Annotated in this window: 19 protein-coding genes; 10 read left to right on the forward strand and 9 right to left on the reverse strand. The window is 47.3% G+C overall.

The window, feature by feature from the left end; genetic code table 11:
* Nucleotides 1–27 precede the first annotated feature (27 nt).
* From DXN05_RS05495 to DXN05_RS05505, 3 genes are all read right to left on the reverse strand, one after another.
* Complete coding sequence (locus tag DXN05_RS05495) at nt 28–1,743, reverse strand: GMC oxidoreductase (protein WP_116846166.1); 1,716 nt, start codon at nt 1,741–1,743, stop codon at nt 28–30.
* 4 nt (nt 1,744–1,747) lie between these two features.
* The gene (locus DXN05_RS05500) at nt 1,748–3,427 is read right to left on the reverse strand and encodes a GMC oxidoreductase (RefSeq protein ID WP_116846167.1); all 1,680 of its coding nucleotides are present in this window, start codon (nt 3,425–3,427) and stop codon (nt 1,748–1,750) included.
* Between the two features lie 130 nt (nt 3,428–3,557).
* A complete protein-coding gene (locus tag DXN05_RS05505) occupies nt 3,558–4,442 on the reverse strand; it encodes a hydroxypyruvate isomerase family protein (RefSeq protein ID WP_116846168.1) in 885 nt (294 codons plus the stop codon).
* A 295-nt stretch (nt 4,443–4,737) separates the two neighbouring features.
* On the opposite strand from DXN05_RS05505, the gene DXN05_RS05510 reads away from it, so the two are divergent.
* From DXN05_RS05510 to DXN05_RS05525, 4 genes are all read left to right on the forward strand, one after another.
* Complete coding sequence (locus tag DXN05_RS05510; protein ID WP_245975132.1) at nt 4,738–5,904, forward strand: Gfo/Idh/MocA family protein; 1,167 nt, start codon at nt 4,738–4,740, stop codon at nt 5,902–5,904.
* Nucleotides 5,905–6,027: 123 nt separating this feature from the next.
* On the forward strand, nt 6,028–7,080 hold the full coding sequence (locus DXN05_RS05515; RefSeq protein ID WP_116846170.1) for a sugar phosphate isomerase/epimerase family protein: 1,053 nt from the start codon (nt 6,028–6,030) through the stop codon (nt 7,078–7,080).
* 183 nt (nt 7,081–7,263) lie between these two features.
* Nucleotides 7,264–7,677 (forward strand): c-type cytochrome, encoded by a 414-nt coding sequence (locus DXN05_RS05520; RefSeq protein WP_116846171.1) that lies wholly within the window; start codon nt 7,264–7,266, stop codon nt 7,675–7,677.
* Between the two features lie 15 nt (nt 7,678–7,692).
* The gene (locus DXN05_RS05525; protein ID WP_116846172.1) at nt 7,693–8,379 is read left to right on the forward strand and encodes a 3-keto-disaccharide hydrolase; all 687 of its coding nucleotides are present in this window, start codon (nt 7,693–7,695) and stop codon (nt 8,377–8,379) included.
* Nucleotides 8,380–8,481: 102 nt separating this feature from the next.
* Here DXN05_RS05525 and pgl read toward each other — a convergent pair whose 3' ends face one another.
* The 4 genes from pgl to DXN05_RS05545 all read right to left on the reverse strand — a co-directional run bounded on the left by pgl (nt 8,482) and on the right by DXN05_RS05545 (nt 13,108).
* Nucleotides 8,482–9,204, reverse strand: coding sequence for a 6-phosphogluconolactonase (pgl, locus tag DXN05_RS05530; protein ID WP_116846173.1), 723 nt, complete (start codon nt 9,202–9,204; stop codon nt 8,482–8,484).
* Nucleotides 9,205–9,269: 65 nt separating this feature from the next.
* Entirely contained in the window at nt 9,270–10,784 is a 1,515-nt protein-coding gene (gene zwf / locus DXN05_RS05535; RefSeq protein ID WP_116846174.1) for a glucose-6-phosphate dehydrogenase, read from the reverse strand.
* A gap of 31 nt (nt 10,785–10,815) precedes the next feature.
* The gene (gene gndA, locus DXN05_RS05540; RefSeq protein ID WP_116846175.1) at nt 10,816–12,231 is read right to left on the reverse strand and encodes an NADP-dependent phosphogluconate dehydrogenase; all 1,416 of its coding nucleotides are present in this window, start codon (nt 12,229–12,231) and stop codon (nt 10,816–10,818) included.
* A gap of 85 nt (nt 12,232–12,316) precedes the next feature.
* A complete protein-coding gene (locus DXN05_RS05545; protein WP_116846176.1) occupies nt 12,317–13,108 on the reverse strand; it encodes a C1 family peptidase in 792 nt (263 codons plus the stop codon).
* Nucleotides 13,109–13,216: 108 nt separating this feature from the next.
* Between DXN05_RS05545 and DXN05_RS05550 the strand changes: the two genes are divergently transcribed.
* Nucleotides 13,217–13,582, forward strand: coding sequence for a carboxymuconolactone decarboxylase family protein (locus tag DXN05_RS05550; RefSeq protein WP_116846177.1), 366 nt, complete (start codon nt 13,217–13,219; stop codon nt 13,580–13,582).
* Nucleotides 13,583–13,955: 373 nt separating this feature from the next.
* Nucleotides 13,956–14,990, forward strand: coding sequence for a 2-oxoacid:ferredoxin oxidoreductase subunit beta (locus DXN05_RS05555; RefSeq protein WP_116846178.1), 1,035 nt, complete (start codon nt 13,956–13,958; stop codon nt 14,988–14,990).
* 477 nt (nt 14,991–15,467) lie between these two features.
* On the opposite strand, the gene DXN05_RS05560 is transcribed toward DXN05_RS05555, so the two are convergent.
* A complete protein-coding gene (locus DXN05_RS05560) occupies nt 15,468–16,352 on the reverse strand; it encodes a cupin-like domain-containing protein (RefSeq protein WP_116846179.1) in 885 nt (294 codons plus the stop codon).
* Between the two features lie 156 nt (nt 16,353–16,508).
* Here DXN05_RS05560 and DXN05_RS05565 point away from each other — a divergent pair, with 156 nt between their 5' ends.
* Nucleotides 16,509–17,126: an L-threonylcarbamoyladenylate synthase gene (locus DXN05_RS05565; RefSeq protein ID WP_116846180.1), complete on the forward strand. Its 618-nt coding sequence runs from the start codon at nt 16,509–16,511 to the stop codon at nt 17,124–17,126.
* A 90-nt stretch (nt 17,127–17,216) separates the two neighbouring features.
* Here DXN05_RS05565 and DXN05_RS05570 read toward each other — a convergent pair whose 3' ends face one another.
* Nucleotides 17,217–17,828 (reverse strand): ribonuclease HII, encoded by a 612-nt coding sequence (locus DXN05_RS05570; RefSeq protein WP_116846181.1) that lies wholly within the window; start codon nt 17,826–17,828, stop codon nt 17,217–17,219.
* A gap of 99 nt (nt 17,829–17,927) precedes the next feature.
* Between DXN05_RS05570 and DXN05_RS05575 the strand changes: the two genes are divergently transcribed.
* The 3 genes from DXN05_RS05575 to DXN05_RS05585 all read left to right on the forward strand — a co-directional run bounded on the left by DXN05_RS05575 (nt 17,928) and on the right by DXN05_RS05585 (nt 21,884).
* Nucleotides 17,928–18,845: a COX15/CtaA family protein gene (locus tag DXN05_RS05575; RefSeq protein WP_116846182.1), complete on the forward strand. Its 918-nt coding sequence runs from the start codon at nt 17,928–17,930 to the stop codon at nt 18,843–18,845.
* Between the two features lie 87 nt (nt 18,846–18,932).
* Complete coding sequence (locus tag DXN05_RS05580; RefSeq protein ID WP_116846183.1) at nt 18,933–19,652, forward strand: DUF1003 domain-containing protein; 720 nt, start codon at nt 18,933–18,935, stop codon at nt 19,650–19,652.
* A 3-nt stretch (nt 19,653–19,655) separates the two neighbouring features.
* A complete protein-coding gene (locus DXN05_RS05585; protein WP_116846184.1) occupies nt 19,656–21,884 on the forward strand; it encodes a patatin-like phospholipase family protein in 2,229 nt (742 codons plus the stop codon).
* Nucleotides 21,885–21,888 lie beyond the last annotated feature (4 nt).

Genomic DNA, 21,888 nt, shown 5'->3' on the forward strand with positions numbered 1-21,888 from the left:
GTGGTTTATGTGTTTAATGAAGTTTGTTTAAATATTTCCCTTTTTCAATTCAGCTACTGCATAATCTGCAGCCCTTGCCGTTAGCGCCATGTACGTCAGTGACGGGTTTTGGCAGGCAGCAGATGTCATGCAGGCGCCATCTGTAACAAAAACATTGGGTGCATCCCATACCTGGTTGTGTGCATTCAGTACAGAGGTTTTAGGATCTTTACCCATGCGTGCGGTACCCATTTCATGAATACCATGCCCCATGGCGTGACCGTTATCCCAGGTGCTGATGTTTTTAACGCCGGCAGCTTCAAACATGGCTTTGAGTTCGCTTACAATGTCTTTGCGCATTTCCAGCTCGTTTTGTTTCAGCTCGGCATCCATGGCCAGGATGGGTAATCCCCATTTGTCTTTTTTTGTTTTGTCGAGCGTTATTTTGTTTTCGTGGTAAGGCAGTATTTCGCCAAACCCGGTAGCGCCGATGCGCCAGCCGCCCGGTTCGGTGAGTGCTTCTTTCAAAGGCGCACCAACACCCATTTCTGCCACATCCCTGCTCCAGCCTTCCCTGCTGGCGCCGCCCTGGTAGCCGAAGCCGCGCAGGTAATTGCGTTTGTCGCCGTACAGGTTGGCAAACCGTGTGATATAAAAACCATTGGCACGGCGGCCGTATACATACTTGTCATCGTAACCTTCAATATCGCCCGATGCGCCGATGTTGTAATGATGATCCATTACATTATGCCCCAATTCCCCACTGCTGCTGCCCAAACCTTCGGGCCATATATCGGTGGCCGAGTTCATGAGCACCCATGCCGAGTTAAGGGCCGATGCGCAGAGGAATACGATTTTGCTGTTAAACGTGTATGTTTTGTTGGTAGCAGCATCCAGCACTTCTACGCCTGTGGCTTTTTTGGTGTTCTTATCGTACAGCACTTTTGTAACAATAGAATCGGGCCGTACGGTTAAGTTACCGGTGAGCACGGCTGCGGGCAGGGTAGATGACTGCGTGCTGAAGTAACCGCCAAACAAACAACCTTCCCAGCAACGGTTGCGAAACTGGCACTGCGTGCGGCCGGGATGTGGTGCGGTAATGTGTGCTGCGCGGCCAATAATCATGTGGCGCTGGTTGTTGTAGTGCTTTTTGAGGCGGTCTGCAACATCAATTTCCACGATGTTCAAAGGCATGGGCGGCAGAAACTGTCCGTCGGGCAAATGTGGTAAGCCTTCGAGCGAGCCGCTGATGCCGGCGAATTTTTCTACATGATCGTACCAGGGAGCGAGATCGTTGTAGCGAATAGGCCAGTCAATGGCGATGCCATCTTTGGCGTTGGCTGCAAAATCAAAATCACTCCAGCGGTAACTCTGGCGGCCCCATAATGTAGAGCGCCCGCCGAGACGGTAACTGCGCCACCACCAGAAAGGTTTAATTTCTGTGTAGGGAGCATCTTCGTCGTTGGCCCATGCATCTATTACTGCTTCGGTGGCGCCCCAGGTGCGCATCATCTTGGGGTTCTTCTTCGCCTGCTCTTCGGTTACCCTTCCGCGGTGTTCAAATTCCCACGGCTTTTTAGGCGCAGTTTTATAATCCTTGATGTGTTCGTAGTTGTGGCCACGTTCCAGCATCAGTACTTTCAGCCCTTTTTCCGTAAGCTCTTTGGCTGCCCAGCCACCGCTGATGCCAGAGCCCACTACAATAGCATCGTAAGTGTTTTTGGCGGCTGCCTTGTTGTTGACGTATGTTGAATCTCCGGGCATAATATTACAGGTTGCCTTTTTTTAATTCACTTACGGCAAAATCAACTGCACGTGCAGTGAGCGCCATGTAAGTGAGTGATGGGTTAACGCAGTTGGATGATGTCATACAGGCGCCATCGGTAACAAATACATTTTTGGCATCCCATACCTGGTTATTGCCGTTGAGCACCGATGTTTTAGGATCTTTACCCATGCGTGCACTGCCCATTTCATGAATGCCCATACCAAAGGTGTAACCGGCGTCGTATGTTTTTACATTTTTGATGCCTGCAGCTTCAAGCATTTCAGCGGCATCGTCCATCATGTCTTTGCGCATTTTTTTCTCATTGTCTTTAATCTCACAATCCATGCGCAATACAGGCAGGCCCCATTTGTCTTTCTTGTCTTTGTCGAGCGAGACCTGGTTTTCGTGGTAAGGCAGTGTTTCGCCAAAACCGGTTAAACCGATAGTCCATTTACCGGGTTCGCTCATGGCATCTTTCAACGGAGCGCCGATGCCCAGTTCAGCAATTTCGCGCTGCCATCCCTGGCGGCTGGCACCACCCTGGTAACCAAAGCCACGCAGGTAGTCGCGTTTGTCGCCAAACAGGTTGCGGTAGCGTGGTACATATATGCCATTGGCACGGCGACCGAATACATACTTGTCATCATATCCTTCTGCTTCGCCGGATGCGCCTGCACGGAAATGGTGGTCAATTACATTGTGCCCCAGCTCCCCGCTGCTGCTGCCTAAACCGCCGGGCCATATATCGGTGGCTGAGTTCATGAGAATCCAGGCAGAGTTTAAAGCAGATGCACAAACGAATACAATTTTGCTGTTGAAAGTGTACGTCTTGTTGGTTTCTGCATCGATGATTTCCACACCGGTTGCTTTTTTCGTGTTCTTATCGTACACAATTTTGGTAACGATAGAGAACGGACGCAGGGTGAGATTGCCTGTTTTTACAGCAGCAGGCAATGTAGCAGACTGTGTGCTGAAATAACCACCGAACGGACAACCCAGCCAGCATTTGTTGCGGTACTGGCAATTGGTGCGGCCGTTGTGCGGTTGCGTGATATTGGCAACACGGCCTATGATAAAGCGGCGTGCGTTTTTGTAGTGTTCTTTTACCCTTGCAGCCACATCTTTTTCAACAATGTTCATTTCCATGGGCGGCATAAACTTGCCGTCTGGCAACTGGGGCATGTTTTCGACAGAACCGCTGATGCCTGCAAAAGTCTCTGCATAATCGTACCAGGGGGCAATTTCCTTGTAACGGATCGGCCAGTCTACCGCGATGTTTTCCTTGGCATTGGCTTCAAAATCAAAATCGCTCCAGCGGTAGCTTTGGCGGCCCCACATCAGTGAGCGCCCGCCAACATGATATCCACGGAACCAGTCAAACGGTTTAGCTTCTGTATACGGACATTCCTGTTCGTCGGCCCAATAATCAAGGTTGGCTTCGTTAAGTGTATAGTCGCGGCTTAATACCGGGTGATCAGTTAACATTTTCTGGGTGCGCATGCCACGGTGGGGAATTTCCCAGGGGTTTTTGGTGGCATTCACGTAATCCTTGATATGCTCAATGTTACGGCCTCTTTCGAGCATCAGCACTTTCAGTCCCTTTTCGGTGAGCTCTTTTGCTGCCCAGCCGCCGCTGATACCGGAGCCTATCACGATTGCGTCGTACGTTTGATCGGCCATGATTGTAATTTTTTAGGAGGAGGAAATAAGGTTAGAAGGTTCAATATATGATGGTCAATATAACTCGGTAAGGGCTTTGTGTACAGTACGTAAAGCCCCATGCCGTGAAGCAGCTTTGTAATAGCGTTGATTAAACGTCACAGATTTCGATTGCCTTGCGCAGGGAGGCCATTTTATCTTTTGCTGCTGGAATAAATTCCTGTGCCACAAAACCTTTAAAACCGGTTTTTACAATTGCACGCATAATGGCAGGATAGTACAGCTCCTGTGTTTCATCAATTTCATTTCTGCCCGGCACACCGCCTGTGTGGTAATGCCCGAAGTATTCGTGTTTATCCTGGATAGAGCGTATTACATCGCCTTCATCAATCTGCATGTGATAAATATCGTACAGCAGTTTAAAGTTGGGAGAACCTACGCGTTTACACAGCTCAACACCCCAGTCGCTGCGGTCGCACATATAATCTTTGTGGTTCACTTTGCTGTTGAGCAGTTCCATCTGTAAAATCACGCCTTTTTTCTCTGCCAGGCCTACCAGTTGTTTCAAACCTTCGGCGCAGTTTTTCAAACCCGTTTCATCATCCATACCCCTGCGGCTGCCGCTGAAGCAGATTAAGTTTTTGTAACCTGCTTTGGATACGTATTCGATATGATCGTTGTAATTCTTCAAAAGCGTGGGATGGTACTGCTTGTCGTTAAACCCCTCGGTTAAACTGATTTCTGCGCCATTACACATGGAAGAAAAAAGCCCGTGTTTTTTGAGCGTGTCCCAGTCTTTCGGGCCTACCAGGTCAATGCCTGTAATACCCATGTCTTTTGCGGCTACGCACAATTGTTCTACTGAAAAATCGTCATAACACCAGCGGCAAACGGCGTGGTTGATGTTTCCTTTCAAAGTTGTTGATTTACCTGAGGTGGAAGAAAAGGATGACAGCATTGTTTGCCCTACCGCAACAGCGGCCGAACCGGCTACAATGTTTTTAATGGCAGCTCTCCTGTTTTGCTTGGTTCCCATGTTATATTAGGCTGTGTACCGCATGCGCAGGGCTTTATGAAAAGGTGTACAATTGACAAATAATACATCACTTCTTAAAAAAGCCGCAATATTGCTGCCGGTACCGTAATAAAATCTGCTGTTGCCGAACCAACGATACGCGGGACTGTTCATTGTAAAGCGTAAAAAGAGGGAAGGTGAATTTACCCTGAAGCTTTCAAATGGCGGCGCACATATCGTTAAATTAAAATAGCTAATGAGCGATAAATGTAATTTTTTTTACTTTTAGTTCCACATAAATGGTAAACTTTTTAACATGAGTATAAACAGGAAACTCCGTATGGGGATGATCGGCGGTGGACCGGGCGCTTTTATCGGTGCAGTTCACCGTATTGCAGCCAATATCGATGGCGAAATAGAACTGGTTTGTGGCGCATTCAGCAGCAACGCAGAAAAATCGAAACAGGCAGGCGGCCAATTGTACCTCACCCCGGAGCGCAGCTATGCCTCGTTCAGTGAAATGATTGAAAAGGAAAAAGCCCTTCCTGAAGATGTACGCATGGATTTTGTAAGCATTGTTACGCCCAACCACGTGCATTTTGAGCCAGCCAAACTGGCCATGGAAAATGGTTTTGATGTGGTGCTGGATAAACCCATGACTTTTTCCCTTGCCGAAGCGCATGCTTTAAAACAGGTTGCTACTCAAACCGGCCGTACTTTTTGCTTAACACATACCTATACCGGTTACCCGATGGTAAAACAAGCCAGGCAGCTGGTAGCTTCGGGCGTGCTGGGTGCTATACGCAAAGTGTATGTAGAATACCCGCAGGGCTGGCTGAGCACGTTTGCAGAAGGTGAAAGCAGCAACAAACAGGCAGGCTGGCGTACCGATCCGTCTAAAAGCGGTATGGCAGGCTGCATGGGCGATATAGGTACACATGCATTTAACCTCGCAGAGTATGTATCGGGCCTGCAGGTAAGCGCTGTATGTGCTGAACTGAATATTGTAGTACCCGGCCGTGCACTGGACGATGATGGTGCCGTACTGCTTAAATTCAACAATGGCGCTACCGGCGTGCTGATGGCATCGCAGATTGCAGCAGGTGAAGAAAACAACGTAAAAGTGCGCGTATACGGTGAAAAGGGCGGTATTGAATGGCAGCAGCAGGATGCCAATACCCTGCAGGTAAAATGGCTGGATAAACCCACTGAGATCTATCGTACCGGTACCGGTTATGTAAGTTCCTATGCAGCACACAACAGCCGCACACCCGCCGGCCACCCCGAAGGATACCTGGAAGCATTTGCCAACCATTACCGCAATTTTGCGCTTACGGTAAAAGCACGCCGCACCAACAACGAACCGAAGCCCGAATGGCTCGATTTCCCGGGCATTGAAGATGGCGTTCGCGGCATGGCCTTCGTAGAAAACGTGGTGAAAAGCGGTAAAAGCAACGAGAAATGGCTGCCGTTTACCCTGTAGTGCTTGTGTTTCGGGATGCAATGAAAAACCAGCTAAATTTTTAACCCTCTGCGCCTGCCCTGTACAATTGCGTGAATAACGCAAAAACAAAGGCGGCGACAGAGTTTAATGCCATATAAAACGATGACAACATTAAAAGGACCCGGCATATTTCTCGCGCAGTTTATGGGCAGCGAGGCGCCGTTTAACGATCTGAAATCTATTTGCCAGTGGGCTAAAAGCCTGGGTTATATTGGTGTGCAGATACCTACCTGGGACCCGCATTATTTTGATGTGCAGAAAGCTGCTGAAAGCAAAACCTATGCAGACGAAATAAAAGGTATTGTAAACGCTGCCGGACTGGAAATTACCGAACTAGCTTCACACCCCATCGGCCAGCTGGTGGCAGTAAACCCTGCATTTGATGTGCTGTTCGATGGCTTTGCGCCTGAAGCAGTGCGCAATAACCCCAAGGCACGTACAGAGTGGGCGGTAATGCATTTAAAAAATGCAGCAAAGGCGTCACAGAACCTGGGACTGAATGCCCACGCTACTTTCAGCGGTTCGTTTTTATGGCATACCGTGTATCCCTGGCCGCAGCGCCCTGCCGGTTTGGTAGAACAGGGTTTTACTGAACTTGCCAAACGCTGGACACCCATTCTCGACACTTTTGATGCAAACGGTGTAGACCTGTGTTATGAAATTCACCCCGGTGAAGATTTGCACGATGGTGAAACCTATGAAATGTTCCTGGATTATGTGAACCAGCACAAGCGCGCCTGCCTGCTGTACGATCCGAGCCATTTTGTGTTACAGAGCCTCGACTACCTGACGTATATCGATTATTACCATGAACGCATCCGCATGTTTCATGTGAAAGATGCAGAGTTTAACCCAACAGGTAAACAGGGTGTGTACGGCGGTTACCAGAGCTGGGTAAAACGCGCAGGCCGTTTCCGTTCACTGGGTGATGGCCAGGTTGATTTTAAAGGCATCTTCAGTAAAATGGCCGCTTACGATTACAAAGGCTGGGCTGTACTGGAATGGGAATGTGCACTGAAACATCCTGAAGACGGTGCACGCGAAGGAGCCATTTTTATTAAAGACCATATTATCCGTGTAACAGAAAAAGCGTTCGACGATTTTGCTGCCAGCGGTGCTGATGAAGCAGCCAACCGTAAAATACTTGGCATATAACATGGCTGCATGCAGGTATTTATTAGCTGAAAAAAGGATTTGTATTACCGTTGGAACACATCTTGCAACGGCTTGTAATGCGGAAATGTCAATTTTTTTGTCATAGTTCTGTAAAAAGGTTTTAGCTTAGTTGCAAGATTATTACTGGTTGTTTCCAGATCAATTGAAAAAAAGAAAGAGCAAATGAAAAAGTTTTTAGTTATGGCAGGCTTTGCTGCCCTGCTTGTTGCCTGTGGCGGTAATAACGATAAAAAAGCGGCTGGTGATGATACTTCCGCTACCACAGCAAATTCGGGCGCTGCCGCAGGTAGCGGTGACCTTAGTTCGAACCCTGACTACCAGAAAGGTCTTGAGCTGATTGCAAAAAATGACTGTTTAACCTGTCATAAAGTAGATGAAAAAGTAGTTGGTCCTGCCTATGCTGATGTAGCTGCCAAATATGAAAACACACCTGCCAATGTTACCCTGCTTGCAGAAAAAGTAGTTAAAGGTGGCCAGGGTGTTTGGGGTTCTGTACCTATGACTGCGCATCCGCAGCTGAGCCAGGCAGACGCTGAGCAGATGGTGAAATACGTGCTTTTACTGAAAAAGAAATAATCAATCGCTTTGCATATGAAAAACATACTGGCCGGTGCCGCCGCGCTGGCGTTTGTTACACTTACTTCTTTTGCACCGAAAGGAAAGTCGGAAGGTTTTAAGCCGTTGTTCGACGGTAAAACCACTACCGGCTGGCATACTTACGGACAAAAAGGTGTAACGGGCGGATGGCAGGCAGAAAACGGCACGTTGCATTTTGCGCCCAATGGCAAAAAAGGCGGTGATATTGTTACCGACGGTGTTTACGGTGATTTTGACCTGAAGCTGGAATGGAAAATTTCAGCCAACGGCAACAGCGGTATTATCTTTTATGTATATGAAGATACCACCCGCTTTAAAAGCACCTATAACACAGGTATGGAGATGCAGGTACTTGATAACGACGGCCATCCTGATGGTAAAATTCATAAACACCGCGCAGGTGATTTATACGATCTGATTCCCAGCTCAACCGAACCGGTAAAACCTGTTGGTGAATGGAACCAGGTTGAAATCATCAGCAAAAAAGGACAGCTGGAGTTTTATCTCAACGGTACCAAGGTTGTTTCTACCACTTTGTGGAACGATCAATGGAAACAACTGATCGCCGGCAGCAAGTTCAAAGACATGCCTGGTTTCGGCACATACAAGGAAGGTCATATTGCATTGCAGGATCATGGCAATGAAGTATGGTACCGGAATATTGAAATTAAGAAACTGTAAGCCTTTACAGCAGGCTTTATACCAGTTGCGCCCTTTGTATTTCAATTTGTACTACAAACTGAAAGGCAAAGGGCGCCATGTTTTATACAGGTGATGCCTGTTTTATTTTAAAGCTGCTGCTGCCGCTTCATCAACAAACCAGTGCAGCTGGCCGTCGGGATTAATGATTTGTGAAGGATAACGGTCAACGTTTTTCTCCCCTTTAATTACCTCGTGCAGCACAGTCGCTTTTTTCTCGCCTGTTGCCAGGAAAGTAACACAGGCCGAGCGGTTGGCTACCGGGTGTGTAAGCGTTACGCGGTACATATCCTGGGCCTGTAACCAGAATGAAGTAACCCAGTGTTTGGTTTCATGCACCACCGGTTGAAAAGGAAACAGCGACAGTGTATGACCGTCATCACCCATGCCCAGAATTACCAGGTCGAAGGTGAACGGTTCACCATCGAAATATTCGTGCAGCAGTTTTTCGTAAGCTGCGGCACTTTCTTCGGCAGTAATGTTTTCTGTTTGCATAATGTGAATCTGTTCTTTGGGAACAGGCACATGGTTCAGCAAAGTATCGAAAGCCATTTTTGCATTGCTGCGCTCATCTGTGAGCGGCACAAAACGTTCATCGCCCCAGAACACATGCAGTTTGGTCCAGTCAATTTTGTTTTTATACGCATCGGTAGCCAGCAGTTCGTGCAGTTTTTTGGGTGTGCTGCCGCCTGATAAGGCGATGGTAAAACGTTGCTGTTTCTGCAGCACATCCTGTATATACCCTACCAGCCAGTCGGCATAAGTAGTACTCAGCTCGTCTATATTTTTCGAGATATGAATTTGCATGGTGTTATAGTTGAAAAAACTATTCCATACCGTTGGGGTATGGAATAGTGTATAAATGAGAAATGTTAGCCTTTTGTAGGTAAGGTTACCCAGTTGTGCCCATCCCGCGCAATAAGCGCTTCGGCATCTTCGGGGCCCCAGCTGTTGGGCGCGTAGTTCGGGAAATCAACCGGCGGGCGTGCTTCCCATGCTTCAATAATCGGCATCACTACTTTCCAGGCAGCTTCTACCTGGTCTGCACGCATAAACTGGGTGGCATTGCCTTCCATTACGTCGAGCAGCAGTGTTTCGTATGCTTCGGGCTCATGACCTGCACCATATGCATCTTTGTAGCTGAAAATCATATCAACAGGATTCAGCGACATGGTTTGGCCCGGGCGTTTAGCCTGGAAGCGCAAACGGATATCCATATCCGGCTGGATGCTGATGATTAAACGGTTAGGCCTCCATGTATCTGCCGATTCTGAAGGGAAAGCATAGTGCGGCGGTTGTTTAAACTCGATAGATACGATGGTGGTTTTCTGGTGCATGTATTTACCGGTGCGCACATAGAAAGGAACACCCTGCCAGCGCCAGTTATCAATATAGAATTTCGCAGCTGCGAATGTTTCTATGGCTGATTTGGGGTCAACATTTTTTTCCTGGCGGTAAGCTTTTGCTTTTTCGCCTTTCATCCAGCCTTCACCGTACTGGCCGCGTACTGCATATGCATGTACCTGGTCGCGCGATATTTTGCGGATGGCATTAAGCACATCCACTTTTTTATTGCGGATTTCATTGGCGTCGAACGATACGGGTGCTTCCATGGCCAGTATACACAACAGCTGCAGAATGTGGTTCTGCACCATGTCGCGCAGGGCGCCGGAGCGTTCGTAGTAACCGCCGCGGTCTTCCACGCCTACCGTTTCGGCTGCGGTGATCTGGATATGATCAATGTAGTTGCGGTTCCAGATGGGTTCAAACAGGGCGTTTGCAAAACGCATGGCCAGTATGTTCTGAACGGTTTCTTTACCCAGGTAGTGGTCAATGCGGTAAATCTGGTCCTCATCGAACAGGCTGTTGAGCAGCTGGTTCAGTTCGTGTGCGCTTTTCAGGTCATGACCAAATGGTTTTTCCACTACGACACGTGTTTTCTGTTTGTCGCCGCATTCCTGCACTTTGGCGAGTTTAACAGCAATATCGGGCACCAGTTGCGGCGCAACGGCGAGGTAGAACATGACATGGGGTTCCGTTTTCCATTCTGCTGCGAATTTTTTTACTTCGTCAGACATTTTGGAATAGGCTGCAGGGTTTTCTGCATCCATCTGCAGGTAAGAAATATGCTTGGAGAATGTTTCCCATATTTTGTCCTTACCGTCTTTGCGGCGGGAAAATTCCTGGATACCATCAAACAGGTGTGTGCGGAATTTATCGTCAGAGTATTCACTGCGGCCCAGGCCAATAATCTGGAACTGCTCAGGCATCCATCCGTCGATAAACAGGTTGTATAAGGCGGGGGTTAATTTCCTTTGATTGAGGTCACCACTTCCGCCAAAAATAAAGATGACGGTGGCTGGTGGTTTAACTGTTGCTTCTGCCATAATTTTTTGTTTTAAATGTTCGTCTGTTGGTTTATGCGCCCCATTCTGTGTGAAAACTTCCTTCTTTGTCGATGCGCTGGTAAGTATGTGCACCAAAGAAATCGCGCTGTGCCTGGATAAGGTTGGTAGGCATGCGTTCTGTGGTGTAGGCATCGAAATAGGCCAGTGCACTCATTAAACCGCCAACAGGGATATTGTGTTCCACTGCTGATAAAATGGTTTTGCGCAGGCTGCCTTGCTTGGCTTTTACAATGTTTGCCAGTGAGCCGTCGAGCAGTACGTTGGGCAGCTGCGGGTTGGCACTGTAAGCTTTGTAAAAATCCTGTAACAACACGGAGCGGATGATACAACCGCCTCTCCATGATTTTACCACATCCTGCAGCGGTATATCCATTTTCAGTTCTGCAGAAGCATTGTGCAACATAGACAAGCCTTGTGCATAACAGAAAATGATGGCTGCATACAGCGCTTCACCAACCTGGGCAGTAATGGCTTTTTTATCACCGCTGACAGGTGTAACGTTTGGTGCATAAATTTTAGCTGCTTCCACACGTTCGGCTTTTACGCCGGAAATAGTACGGAAGGCAACTGCTGTATCGATGGTTGGGATGGCGATGGGCAGTTCCATTGCATCCTGTGAAGTCCATTTACCGGTACCTTTAGAGCCGGCTTTGTCCAGGATAACGTCTACCAGGTCTTTACCGGTAACATCGTCTTTCTGTAAAAATATATCGCGGGTAATTTCAACGAGGTAGCTCTGCAGCTCGCCTTCGTTCCATTGTTTGAATACCTCGTGCAGTTCGCTGTTGCTGAAGCCCAGGCCGCGTTTCAGGATATCGTAAATTTCGCTGATCAGCTGCATAATGGCATATTCAATGCCATTGTGTACCATTTTAACGTAGTGGCCTGCAGCATCTTTACCCATATAGGCAGTGCAGGGTTCGTTGTTTACTTTGGCTGCAATGGCTTCGAGCAGTGGCTTAACATGATCGTATGCTTCTTTATCGCCGCCGGGCATCATGCTTGGGCCTGTGCGTGCACCATGCTCACCGCCCGAAACACCCATACCCATAAAATGAAATCCCTTCGGATGCAGGTAATTTACCCTGCGTAAAGTATCTGTATAGTGAGAGTTGCCGCCATCGATAACCACATCTCCTTTTTCGAGCAGGGGCAACAGGCTTTCAATTACATCGTCTACCGGTTTGCCGGCAGGTACCAGCATCATCAGTTTGCGTGGTTTTGCCAGTTGCTGCACCATTTCTTCCAGTGTGCCTACCCCTTTTACGGTTGTGCCTTTAGTGGCTGCAGCTTCAAGTGAACCTGTTTTTTGGCTATCCTTGTCAAATCCAATTACACTAAAACCATGGTCTGCCATATTCAGCAGCAGGTTTCTTCCCATCACGCCAAGGCCTATCATTCCAAAATCAAAAACTGTCTTTTCCATATCTGATCTCAATTTGATTATGATGCAATTTAATTATTATCGGGTTAACATTTAATTCTGCAATTTGTTAACGAATCGATACTTCTTACAGTGCAATCCCGTATGCCTCCGAAAATGCAGCTACAGCATAGGCATCGCTTGCATAACCAAAACCCTTATCGCCCCATTCTGTGCCAAAGCTGTTGCGTATAATAAAAGCATCTTCTGTATAACCTACAATGGCCACTGCGTGCGTACTGCCCAGGTTGCCTTTGTCGTATTTCTCCAGCTTACCCTTTGTTTTTGCCGCGTTGCTGAATGCATTGTCCACATCCAGGCAGGCGAGTATTGGTCCGCCGCCGCAGCCCAGCCAGGTGCGCCAGGTGGCTGCTTTATCGGCTCTTTTCTTTATCAGGTTAAAGTAACCTGATATTTTATACTGGGAGGCCAGTGCATACAGTTCTTCTTCAGGTCCCTGGTATAATTTGCCTGCATCAAAAGGCAGGTCTTTCGCCGGCACGCAGCCATATTTGCGTGCAAGATCGAGCGCAGATTTTAAACTGGTGCCTGCCCTTTCGATAAACGAGGTGGGGCGGGTGTGAAAATTGTCGGTCTCTTTAGCGCCCATCCATATAAAACGAACAGAAAGCATTTCGTTTGGCTTCAGTTGTTTCTTTTTGGTAAAATGCCAGCGTAATACACCATCTGCAGTGGCCCATCCCACACACGAACCGCTGGTGCCCTGGTTGCTGATTTTCCACTGTTTGTCGCGCAAATCAACCGTTGCAGGCAGGGTTTTACGTTGTTTGAGGTAACCGGCAGTAAAAGCATGATCTATTTCCCAGTCGCTGTGTTGATCTTTCGAAGGCAGAATGTTGAGAATCCGTTTGGCGGGCATACAGCAAATTTGAACTAAAATACAACAAACGCCCTCAGTTTGCTAACAATTACGTAAATCGATATAGCCCAAACGAAGAAGGTAGTATTTTTGCAAAAAATTTTTAGTATGAGCAACCTGGTGAGCGAATTTAACGACTACAGGGCCCGGATGAACGAGGTTATTTTAAGTAAGAATAACCTGGTAATGAAGCGTTTGTGGAATCTTGACACCAATACTTACGAGGCTGGTGCATTAGATAAAAGAACCAAGGAAATGCTGGGCCTGGTAGCAAGTATGGTGCTTCGCTGCGATGATTGCATTAAATATCACCTGGGCAAATGCCATGAATTAGGCATCAAAACAGATGAAATATACGAGATTTTTTCCGTGGCCAATATTGTCGGCGGAACCATCGTTATACCGCATACACGCCGTGCTGCTGAATACTGGGAAGCGTTGAATAATGAACAGAAAACAGGGAATAACGAATAACTGAACCGGAACTTTTAACCGAAAACAGCCCTGAAACCCGGGCAAAGAAGGAAATGACGGGCCTGTGATATATTACACGGCATCAATATGTAAGTTTGCTGACCAATTGAAATACACCAGGCAACCGCAGGAAAAAATAAGAAGATGTGATGTTCGTTCTTCGTTTTTCCGGTTGTGATTTTAAAAAAGAGCAGTTAACAGGCAATCAAGAAGGCTTTGAATGTTTTTATTCCTTCAAACTTCAAAATTCCTTGTTCCCTGTTCGATATTCACTAAGCATAAAAAAGAGCAGGCAACAAATAACCAGGAAGCCGCAGGAGTATTCTATTCCTTCAAGCTTCAAATTTCATGTTCCCTGTTCGATATTCGAAACATGTCAACTACTACAGCCACACATCCGCAAACACTCACTGCAAAAGATTTTGCCACCGACCAGGAAGTACGCTGGTGCCCGGGTTGCGGTGATTACTCTATATTGGCACAGGTGCAGAAAGTAATGCCCGGTATTGGTGTGCCGAAAGAAAATATTGTGTTCATCAGCGGTATCGGTTGCAGCAGCCGTTTCCCTTATTACATGAACACCTACGGTATGCACTCTATCCACGGCAGGGCTACAGCCATTGCCAGCGGTTTAAAGGCTGCCAGGCCCGAGCTGAGTGTATGGATTGTAACCGGCGATGGTGATTCACTCAGCATTGGCGGTAACCATACCATTCACCTGTTGCGCCGCAACTTTGATGTAAACGTGCTGCTGTTTAACAACCAGATTTATGGTTTAACCAAGGGCCAGTATTCACCTACCTCCGAGCAGCAGAAAGTAACCAAGAGTACACCTTACGGTAGTATTGACCATCCGTTTAACCCGCTGGCGCTGGCCATGGGTGCAGATGCAACATTTATTGCACGCAGTATGGACCGCGATCCCAAGCACCTGCAGGAAATGCTTACCCGCTCGCACCAGCACAGGGGCGCATCGTTCCTGGAGATATACCAGAACTGTAACATCTTTAACGATGGTGCATTTGAAGTATTTACCGATAAAAGTTCCAAGGCAGAAGAAACTGTTTTTCTTGAACAGGGAAAACCGCTTGTGTTCAGCAACCAGCAAAAGGGCCTGCGCTTCGATGGACTGAAACCCGTGGTGGTGAACCTGGCCGATGGTTATTCAGCCGATGATTTGTGGATACATGATGAACAAGATTTTTACAAGGCACAGATCTTAATCCGCATGTTTGATGATGCACGGGTAGAGGGACATTTTCCACGCCCGTTCGGTGTGTTTTACGAAACAGCGCGTGCCTGTTATGAAGATGCCCTGCGTTTGCAGATTGAAGAAACCATTGCTGTAAAAGGCAAGGGCAACCTGGACAAGCTGCTGCGTGGAAACGAAGTATGGGAGATCGCATAACCGCAATTTAACGGCAGCCCCGGCTGCGAAACAATACCAGTTTACCAAATGCCGCCCTTACGGGGCGGTATTTTTTATGCCCAATGCGAAGATTTTTCGCAAAATCCTGCTCTCCCAACTGATAAAATGGCCTGCTATTACTTGATTCTGGTTTAAAAAGCAGTCTTTTTTAATGCAAAACCATTGATATGCAATGATTTAACAAGAAAATGTGGAAAATCACGCCGAAATCGGTGTTTTTCACATTGTTTTCAATTGAACATTGTTGCACTTTTGTATTGCTCTTAGATAGTAGTTGGTTTATCAGCTTACTATGTTAAGTTTTTTCATTGGGGGTTATATGCTGACACAACTACGGTGGCTTTCTAGCCGCCGTTTTTATTTTATATCTATTAATCTATCTGTTATTAGGATATATAAATGCACAAAAAAGGCTACTTCGCGGCGGCCTTATATAAAGTTGTATAAGGTTGGGATTTAAGCTGCGTGCATTTCCTTATCTGCCTGCTCGTATATCTTTTTCTGTTTCCATTCGTACCAGGTTTGCGGCATGGTTTTTTTCAGCAGCGTATCAATGTTGCGCATACCTACCAGGTTCCACACGCCTTTTAATTTACCTGTTACAGAATTGTTGAGTGCGCGCAGGCTCATGGCAAAACCGCTGTCGAGGTATTCCATGTGGTGCCAGTAACCGCCCGGCATAAACAGGGTATCGCCATGTTCAAGCGTAATATCAAAGCCCTGTGCAAACTGCACGGCAGGGAACTTGTTTACATCCAGCTTGCTTTTATCGTGGTCGTAATAATTGCTGAAATCAGCAAGGCTCAGCACTTCAAAAGGTTTGCGATACAGTTTATGCTGTTCTTTATAAGGGAACAGCAATACACGTTTGCGGCCAATAAACTGTGTGTGTAAAATATGGCTGAGGTCTATATCGAAATGCATGTGTGTGATAGAGCCTTTGCCGCCGGTAAACAGCATGGGCACGCGTTTTACAAAACCTTTCATCAGGTGGTCGGGCCAGGTAAAATCCTGGGTGAGCTGCGGGGCATGACTGAAAATGTTGAACAGGAAAATGCGCCAGGCAGCCGGGCCCTTGCTGATCATGTCTACGTATTCGCCAAAGGTGGTGTAGTCGTCGGCCTTGTTTATTGGGGTGTAAGCATCACTTTTTACATTGTTGTAGATCCCGACTTTTTTGTCTCCCACAACTTCCTTAAAATATTCCCAGGTCCATTTGTTGTAAGCTATCCATTCTTTGCTCAGGTTACGGATAACGACCGGTTTCTGAAGGTCGTAGTAGTTTTTCTTAAAATCCTCACCTGAAATTTCATCTACAATGTCTACCGGATGTAACTGCATGTGGTAAGAGTTTACACAAAATTAATAGTTGCTCCGCAAGTGTGGCATAGTTAAAATCTATGAACCATAAAAGAACCACTATTTTATTCGTTAAAACAAACTGCAAATATACCGCGTTATGTATAAAATTCCGGTCATATCTTGGTAAATTGCTATATGCTTGTAACGATACATCCTGTAAATCCGCAGCCCAGGCAAGTGAAAATGGTGGTGGAATGTTTGCTCGACGGCGGGGTGATTATTTACCCTACCGATACCATTTACGGTCTTGGCTGCGATATATTCCAGCACAAGGCAGTAGAGCGTGTTTGCCGCATTAAACAAATTGATCCGCAGAAGGCACAGCTGAGTTTTATCTGCTGCGATCTCAGTGATCTCAGCAAGTACACCAAAAGCATTTCTACACCGCTGTATCGCATGCTAAAGAACCATTTGCCAGGCGCGTACACATTTATTTTACCGGCAAGTAAAGAGGTGCCAAAAATTCTGCAGAGCAAAAAAAGCACCATTGGTTTGCGTGTGCCCGATAACAAGATTGCCCATACTTTTCTCAGCGAGCTGGGGCACCCTATTTTATCGGCCTCCCTGCCCGGGAATATGGTAGAAGAATACACTGACCCCGAACTGATGTATGAGAACTTTAAAAACCAGGTAGACCTGGTGATTGATGGCGGCATGGGCGGCATGATACCCTCTACGGTGATTGACTGCACTACGGACGACGATTACACGCTGATCAGGCAAGGCCTTGGCGCGTGGGATACCGGGGACTGATAGAAGGCAGGTTTAAAAGTTTAAGGGTTTAAAAGTTCAATAGTTCAAGGTGGATATTGAACTTTTGAACAATGAAACAATCGAACCATCTTATACGATCCCTGCTTCATCCGGTTCTTCGCCTTCGGGCAAAATGGAAAAACTTTTACGGTGGTATTTGCAAATGCCATGTTTGCTGATGGCTTCGCGGTGTTCGAGGGTGCCATAGCCCTTGTTCTGTTTCCAGTTGTAGTGCGGAAACTCGTCGTGCAGCTGGTGCATGTAAGCATCGCGACTGGTTTTGGCAAGAATGCTGGCGGCTGCAATGCTGGCGTACAGGCCATCGCCTTTTACAATGCAGGTGTGCTGAATAAAGGGGTAGTTGACAAAACGGTTGCCATCTATCAGCAAAAATTCGGGGATAACGCGTAATTGTTCAATAGCCAGGTGCATGGCCTTAAACGAGGCTTTGAGAATATTGATTTCATCAATCACCTGCTCGCTTACCATGGCCACGGCATAACTCAGGGCATGTTCTTCAATAATGGCGCGGGCTTCGGCGCGCTGATCGGCGGTGAGTTGTTTACTGTCTTTTACCAGCGGGTGTTTAAACTTTTTGGGCAAAATAACGGCAGCAGCAAATACAGGGCCTGCATAACAGCCCCGGCCTGCCTCGTCGCATCCGGCTTCAATCAACGTTTTCTGGTAATAGGCTTTTAACACGGTGTAAAGTTGCGAAGGGCGTACAAAAAGGGCAAAAAATCTTTTTCACATCAGCGGCAGGTTGGTTAGCATTACCTTTGCACCTGCAAAATTCAAGGCATGAACAGGGCGGATAAAAATTACCTGCATTTTACGCAGTTTGTATTGTTCTCGGTTTTCCTGGTAATAGTAGCAGGCTCAGTGGTACGTATGACGCAGAGCGGGATGGGCTGCCCGGACTGGCCCCGCTGTTTTGGCCGCTGGATTCCGCCGGTAAATGCCAGCCAGCTGCCGCCTGATTATGAGAAGTACCTGAAAAAGCAGGACATTGATCATACTTTCAACGTATTTCACACCTGGACAGAATACATTAACCGCCTTACCGGTGCCCTGCTGGGTTTGTGGCTGGTGATACATGTGGGCTGGAGCTTCAAAAAATATTTCCGCACCCGCCCTTCGCTGTTCTGGATTTCTTCCCTGCTGCTGGTAATGGTGGCGTTTGAAGCATGGCTGGGCAAACTGGTGGTGGATGCCAACCTGGCCGTGGTAAAAATAACGGCACACATGCTTGCAGCGCTGGTAATTGCAGCGGTAACCATCGTTATTATCCAGCGGGTGAACAAGAAAACGCCGGTGCAGGATAAAGAGTTAAAATGGCTGGCCAATATTGCACTGCTGTGTTTGCTGGTGCAGGTAATACTGGGTACCGAAGTGCGCGAGCAAATCGATGAAATTTCGAAATCGCTCAACTATATTCAACGCGATAGCTGGATCAGCAGGCTGAACGTGTTTTTTACCCTGCACAAAAGTTTTGCCTGGGTGGCTGCGCTTGCATGCGTGGTTGTTTTCTGGAAAAGCCTTTCGTACCCTACCGTATCTAAAACCGGTGCATGGATATTTGTTACCGTACTGGCCAGCATGGGGCTTGGCCTGGCCATGACTTACTTTCACATGCCTGCGCTTGCACAGCCCCTGCATTTGCTGTGTGCCACCATTTTGTTTATGCTGGTATTCGCGCTGCGCCTGCGTTTGAAATAAGTAATAAAAACGCCTTGCACAAACTGGTACTGCCTGTACAATTTTGTACTAACTTCCCTGTATTATAAGGCTTTAACCGGGCATACTATGGAGCACAGGTCAACATTTGTAAGCGATGTATCACACAAAACTTTACCCTGGTCGCAAAGGGTAACCGGCAAAGCCATCCGCCAGTGTATTCTGGAAGAAATACAGAAAGATTATCCTACGTTTAACGAGCACAGCGTAATGTCGCTGCTGGAGCTGAATGTATACAGAAATCGGTATATACAGGAATCGGTAACCAAAGAGCTGGGCACACTTTCGGGCCTGGAGCAGAAAGTGGTGGAGGCCATGCAGAACGATGAAATACTCAGTGACAAACTCAATGAAGGCGAACTGAAAGAACTGCCGTCGCACAGCCAGCGCCTTGCAGACAAGGTTGCTTCGTTTGGCGGCAGCTGGAAATTTATAATCCTGTTCACCACGTTTATCGTGATATGGATGGGCATAAATGTTGTACTTCTGTACAATAAAGGTTTTGACCCTTATCCGTTTATATTGCTTAACCTCATTCTGTCGTGTATTGCTGCATTGCAGGCCCCGGTGATTATGATGAGCCAGAACAGGCAGGAAGAAAAAGACCGTGAGCGCGCACGCAACGATTACATGATTAACCTGAAATCGGAACTGGAAATACGGCTGCTGCACGAGAAAATAGACCACCTCGTGATTAACCAGCAAGAGAAGCTACTGGAGATTCAGCAGATACAGATGGATTTAATGAGCGATATATTGCGGCACCTGGAAAAAAAGATGAATCATTAGGATATGAAAAAATACCTGATCGGTTTTTATTATTCTCTGCCTATTCAGTTATTTCTGCTTCATTTCAGGCGTTACCAGATTTTCCTGATATTCTGGTATGTACTGTTTGCCACCATAGCAGGTGATTTTATGCAGAATTTTGGAGCCTATGCCCTTTACCTTTCACCCGAATACCTCGGAAGCGTAAACAGCATCAGTACCTCTATTGTGGGTTTCAGCATCGGTGCCTTTATTATGAGCTGGAACATTACTACGTTTATCCTGCACAGCAAGCACATCCGTTTCCTGGCTACAACAGCACAACCTTTTTTAAAGTATTGCATCAACAACGGCATTATACCTGTTGCCTTCCTTATATTTTATTTCTACAAGGCAGTTGAGCATAACCACTACCGCGACCTGCTGGGGGCAAGGGATATCTTTTTTCTGGCAGCCGGTTTTACCAGTGGTTTTGTACTGGCACTGCTGATTGCCTTCCTGTATTTTTTTGGCGCAGATAAAACGATCTATCACCGCATGGCCAGCATTATTACCACGGCCAACAAGCATTATGTGGAAGCGCTGAAATTAAACCCGCTGCCGGTTGATAAAAGAGAAAAGGAAATACGGGTAGATTTTTTCCTGAGTGCAAAACTGGGGCTGCGTGTACCGCGCGATGTACGGCACTACGCGCCTGAATTTCTCGACGTAATTTTTAAACGCCACCACTTTGCAGCGGTGATCGCGATATTTATTGCTTTCCTGTTTTTAATCACCATCGGTTTCTTTCTCGATAACCCTGTATTCCAGGTGCCGGCTGCTGCCAGCATCACCATTTTCTTTGCCATTCTCATTGCCGTGGCAGGCGCCTTTACGCTGTTTTGCCATAGCTGGAGTTTGCCCATACTGGTAGTGATTTACCTTTCTGTAAACTGGATGTACGAGCACGATATTATTGACCTGCGCAACAAGGCTTACGGGCTTGCCTACAACCAGAAAGAAGGGCGCCCTGAATACAGCAGGGCCACCATAGATGGCATGGCATCCCCTGAATTTGCAGAAGCAGATAAAAAGGCATTCCTGCGCAGGCTCGAAAACTGGAAGGCCAGGCAGGGGCCCGGAAAGCCCGTGATGTTTTTGATTAACGTAAGCGGCGGAGGCTCGCGCAGTGCCTATTTTACCATGAACGTACTGCAGCGCCTCGACAGCCTTACCAATGGCCGCATTATGCCGCAAACCGTGTTAATGACCGGCGCTTCGGGCGGTATGCTGGGGGCTGCCTATTTCAGGGAATTATACTGGCTTAAACAGCGCGGTGCGCCCATTCATTTGCAGGATGAGCGTTTCAGAAACGATATTGCCCGTGATTTATTAAACCCGCTGTTTTCTTCATTTATATCAAGAGACCTGGTTGGTCCGGCAAAGAAATTCCAGATCGGTAACAAGAGTTATGTAAAAGACCGTGGTTATGCATTTGAACGCGCGCTGCGGGAGAACACGCATGGCCTGCTTGATAAAACCATTGGCGATTACACCCTGGCCGAAGACAGTGCTTTTATACCCACCATGTTTTTCAGCGCCACCATTTCGCGTGATGGCCGTAAAGTGCTGATGGGTTCAAGGCCTGCGCGTTTCCTGATGCGCTCTGTGCGTACGGGGTACCGCGTGTTCCCGGAATCGGATCCTGATGCCATAGATTTTGCCTCGCTGTTTGCCGGGCAGGATGCCATGAAACTGCAGGTATCATCTGCCCTGCGCATGAATGCCACTTTCCCTTATGTGCTGCCGAATGTATGGCTGCCCACTAACCCTGTTATCGATGTAATGGACGCCGGCCTGCGCGACAATTTTGGGCAGGAAACAGCGCTGCGTTACCTGCGTGTGTTCCAGGACTGGGCTAAGGCCAATTGCCGGCGCGTGGTAATGATAGAAATACGCGACAGGCCCATTGGCGAATGGGAGAAACCGGGCGATAACAGCATGGTAAGCTTTTTAACCAAACCCTTCCTGCTGCTGCAGAACAACTGGTTTAAACTGCAGGATTATTACCAGACCGACCAGCTTAATTATTTATCCGAAACCATGGGGCCGCAATTTTACCGGCTCTGCTTTCAATACGTAGCCGGTGAGCATGATAATTATGCATCGCTGAGCTTTCACCTCAACGCATCAGAAAAAAAGGGCATTGCCATGGCACTGAACAACGATGGCAACAGGCTTACGTTTAATATTTTGCAGCAGCTGATGAAATAACTGA

Source organism: Deminuibacter soli, assembly GCF_003412455.1.
Taxonomy (GTDB): Bacteria; Bacteroidota; Bacteroidia; order Chitinophagales; family Chitinophagaceae; genus Deminuibacter; species Deminuibacter soli.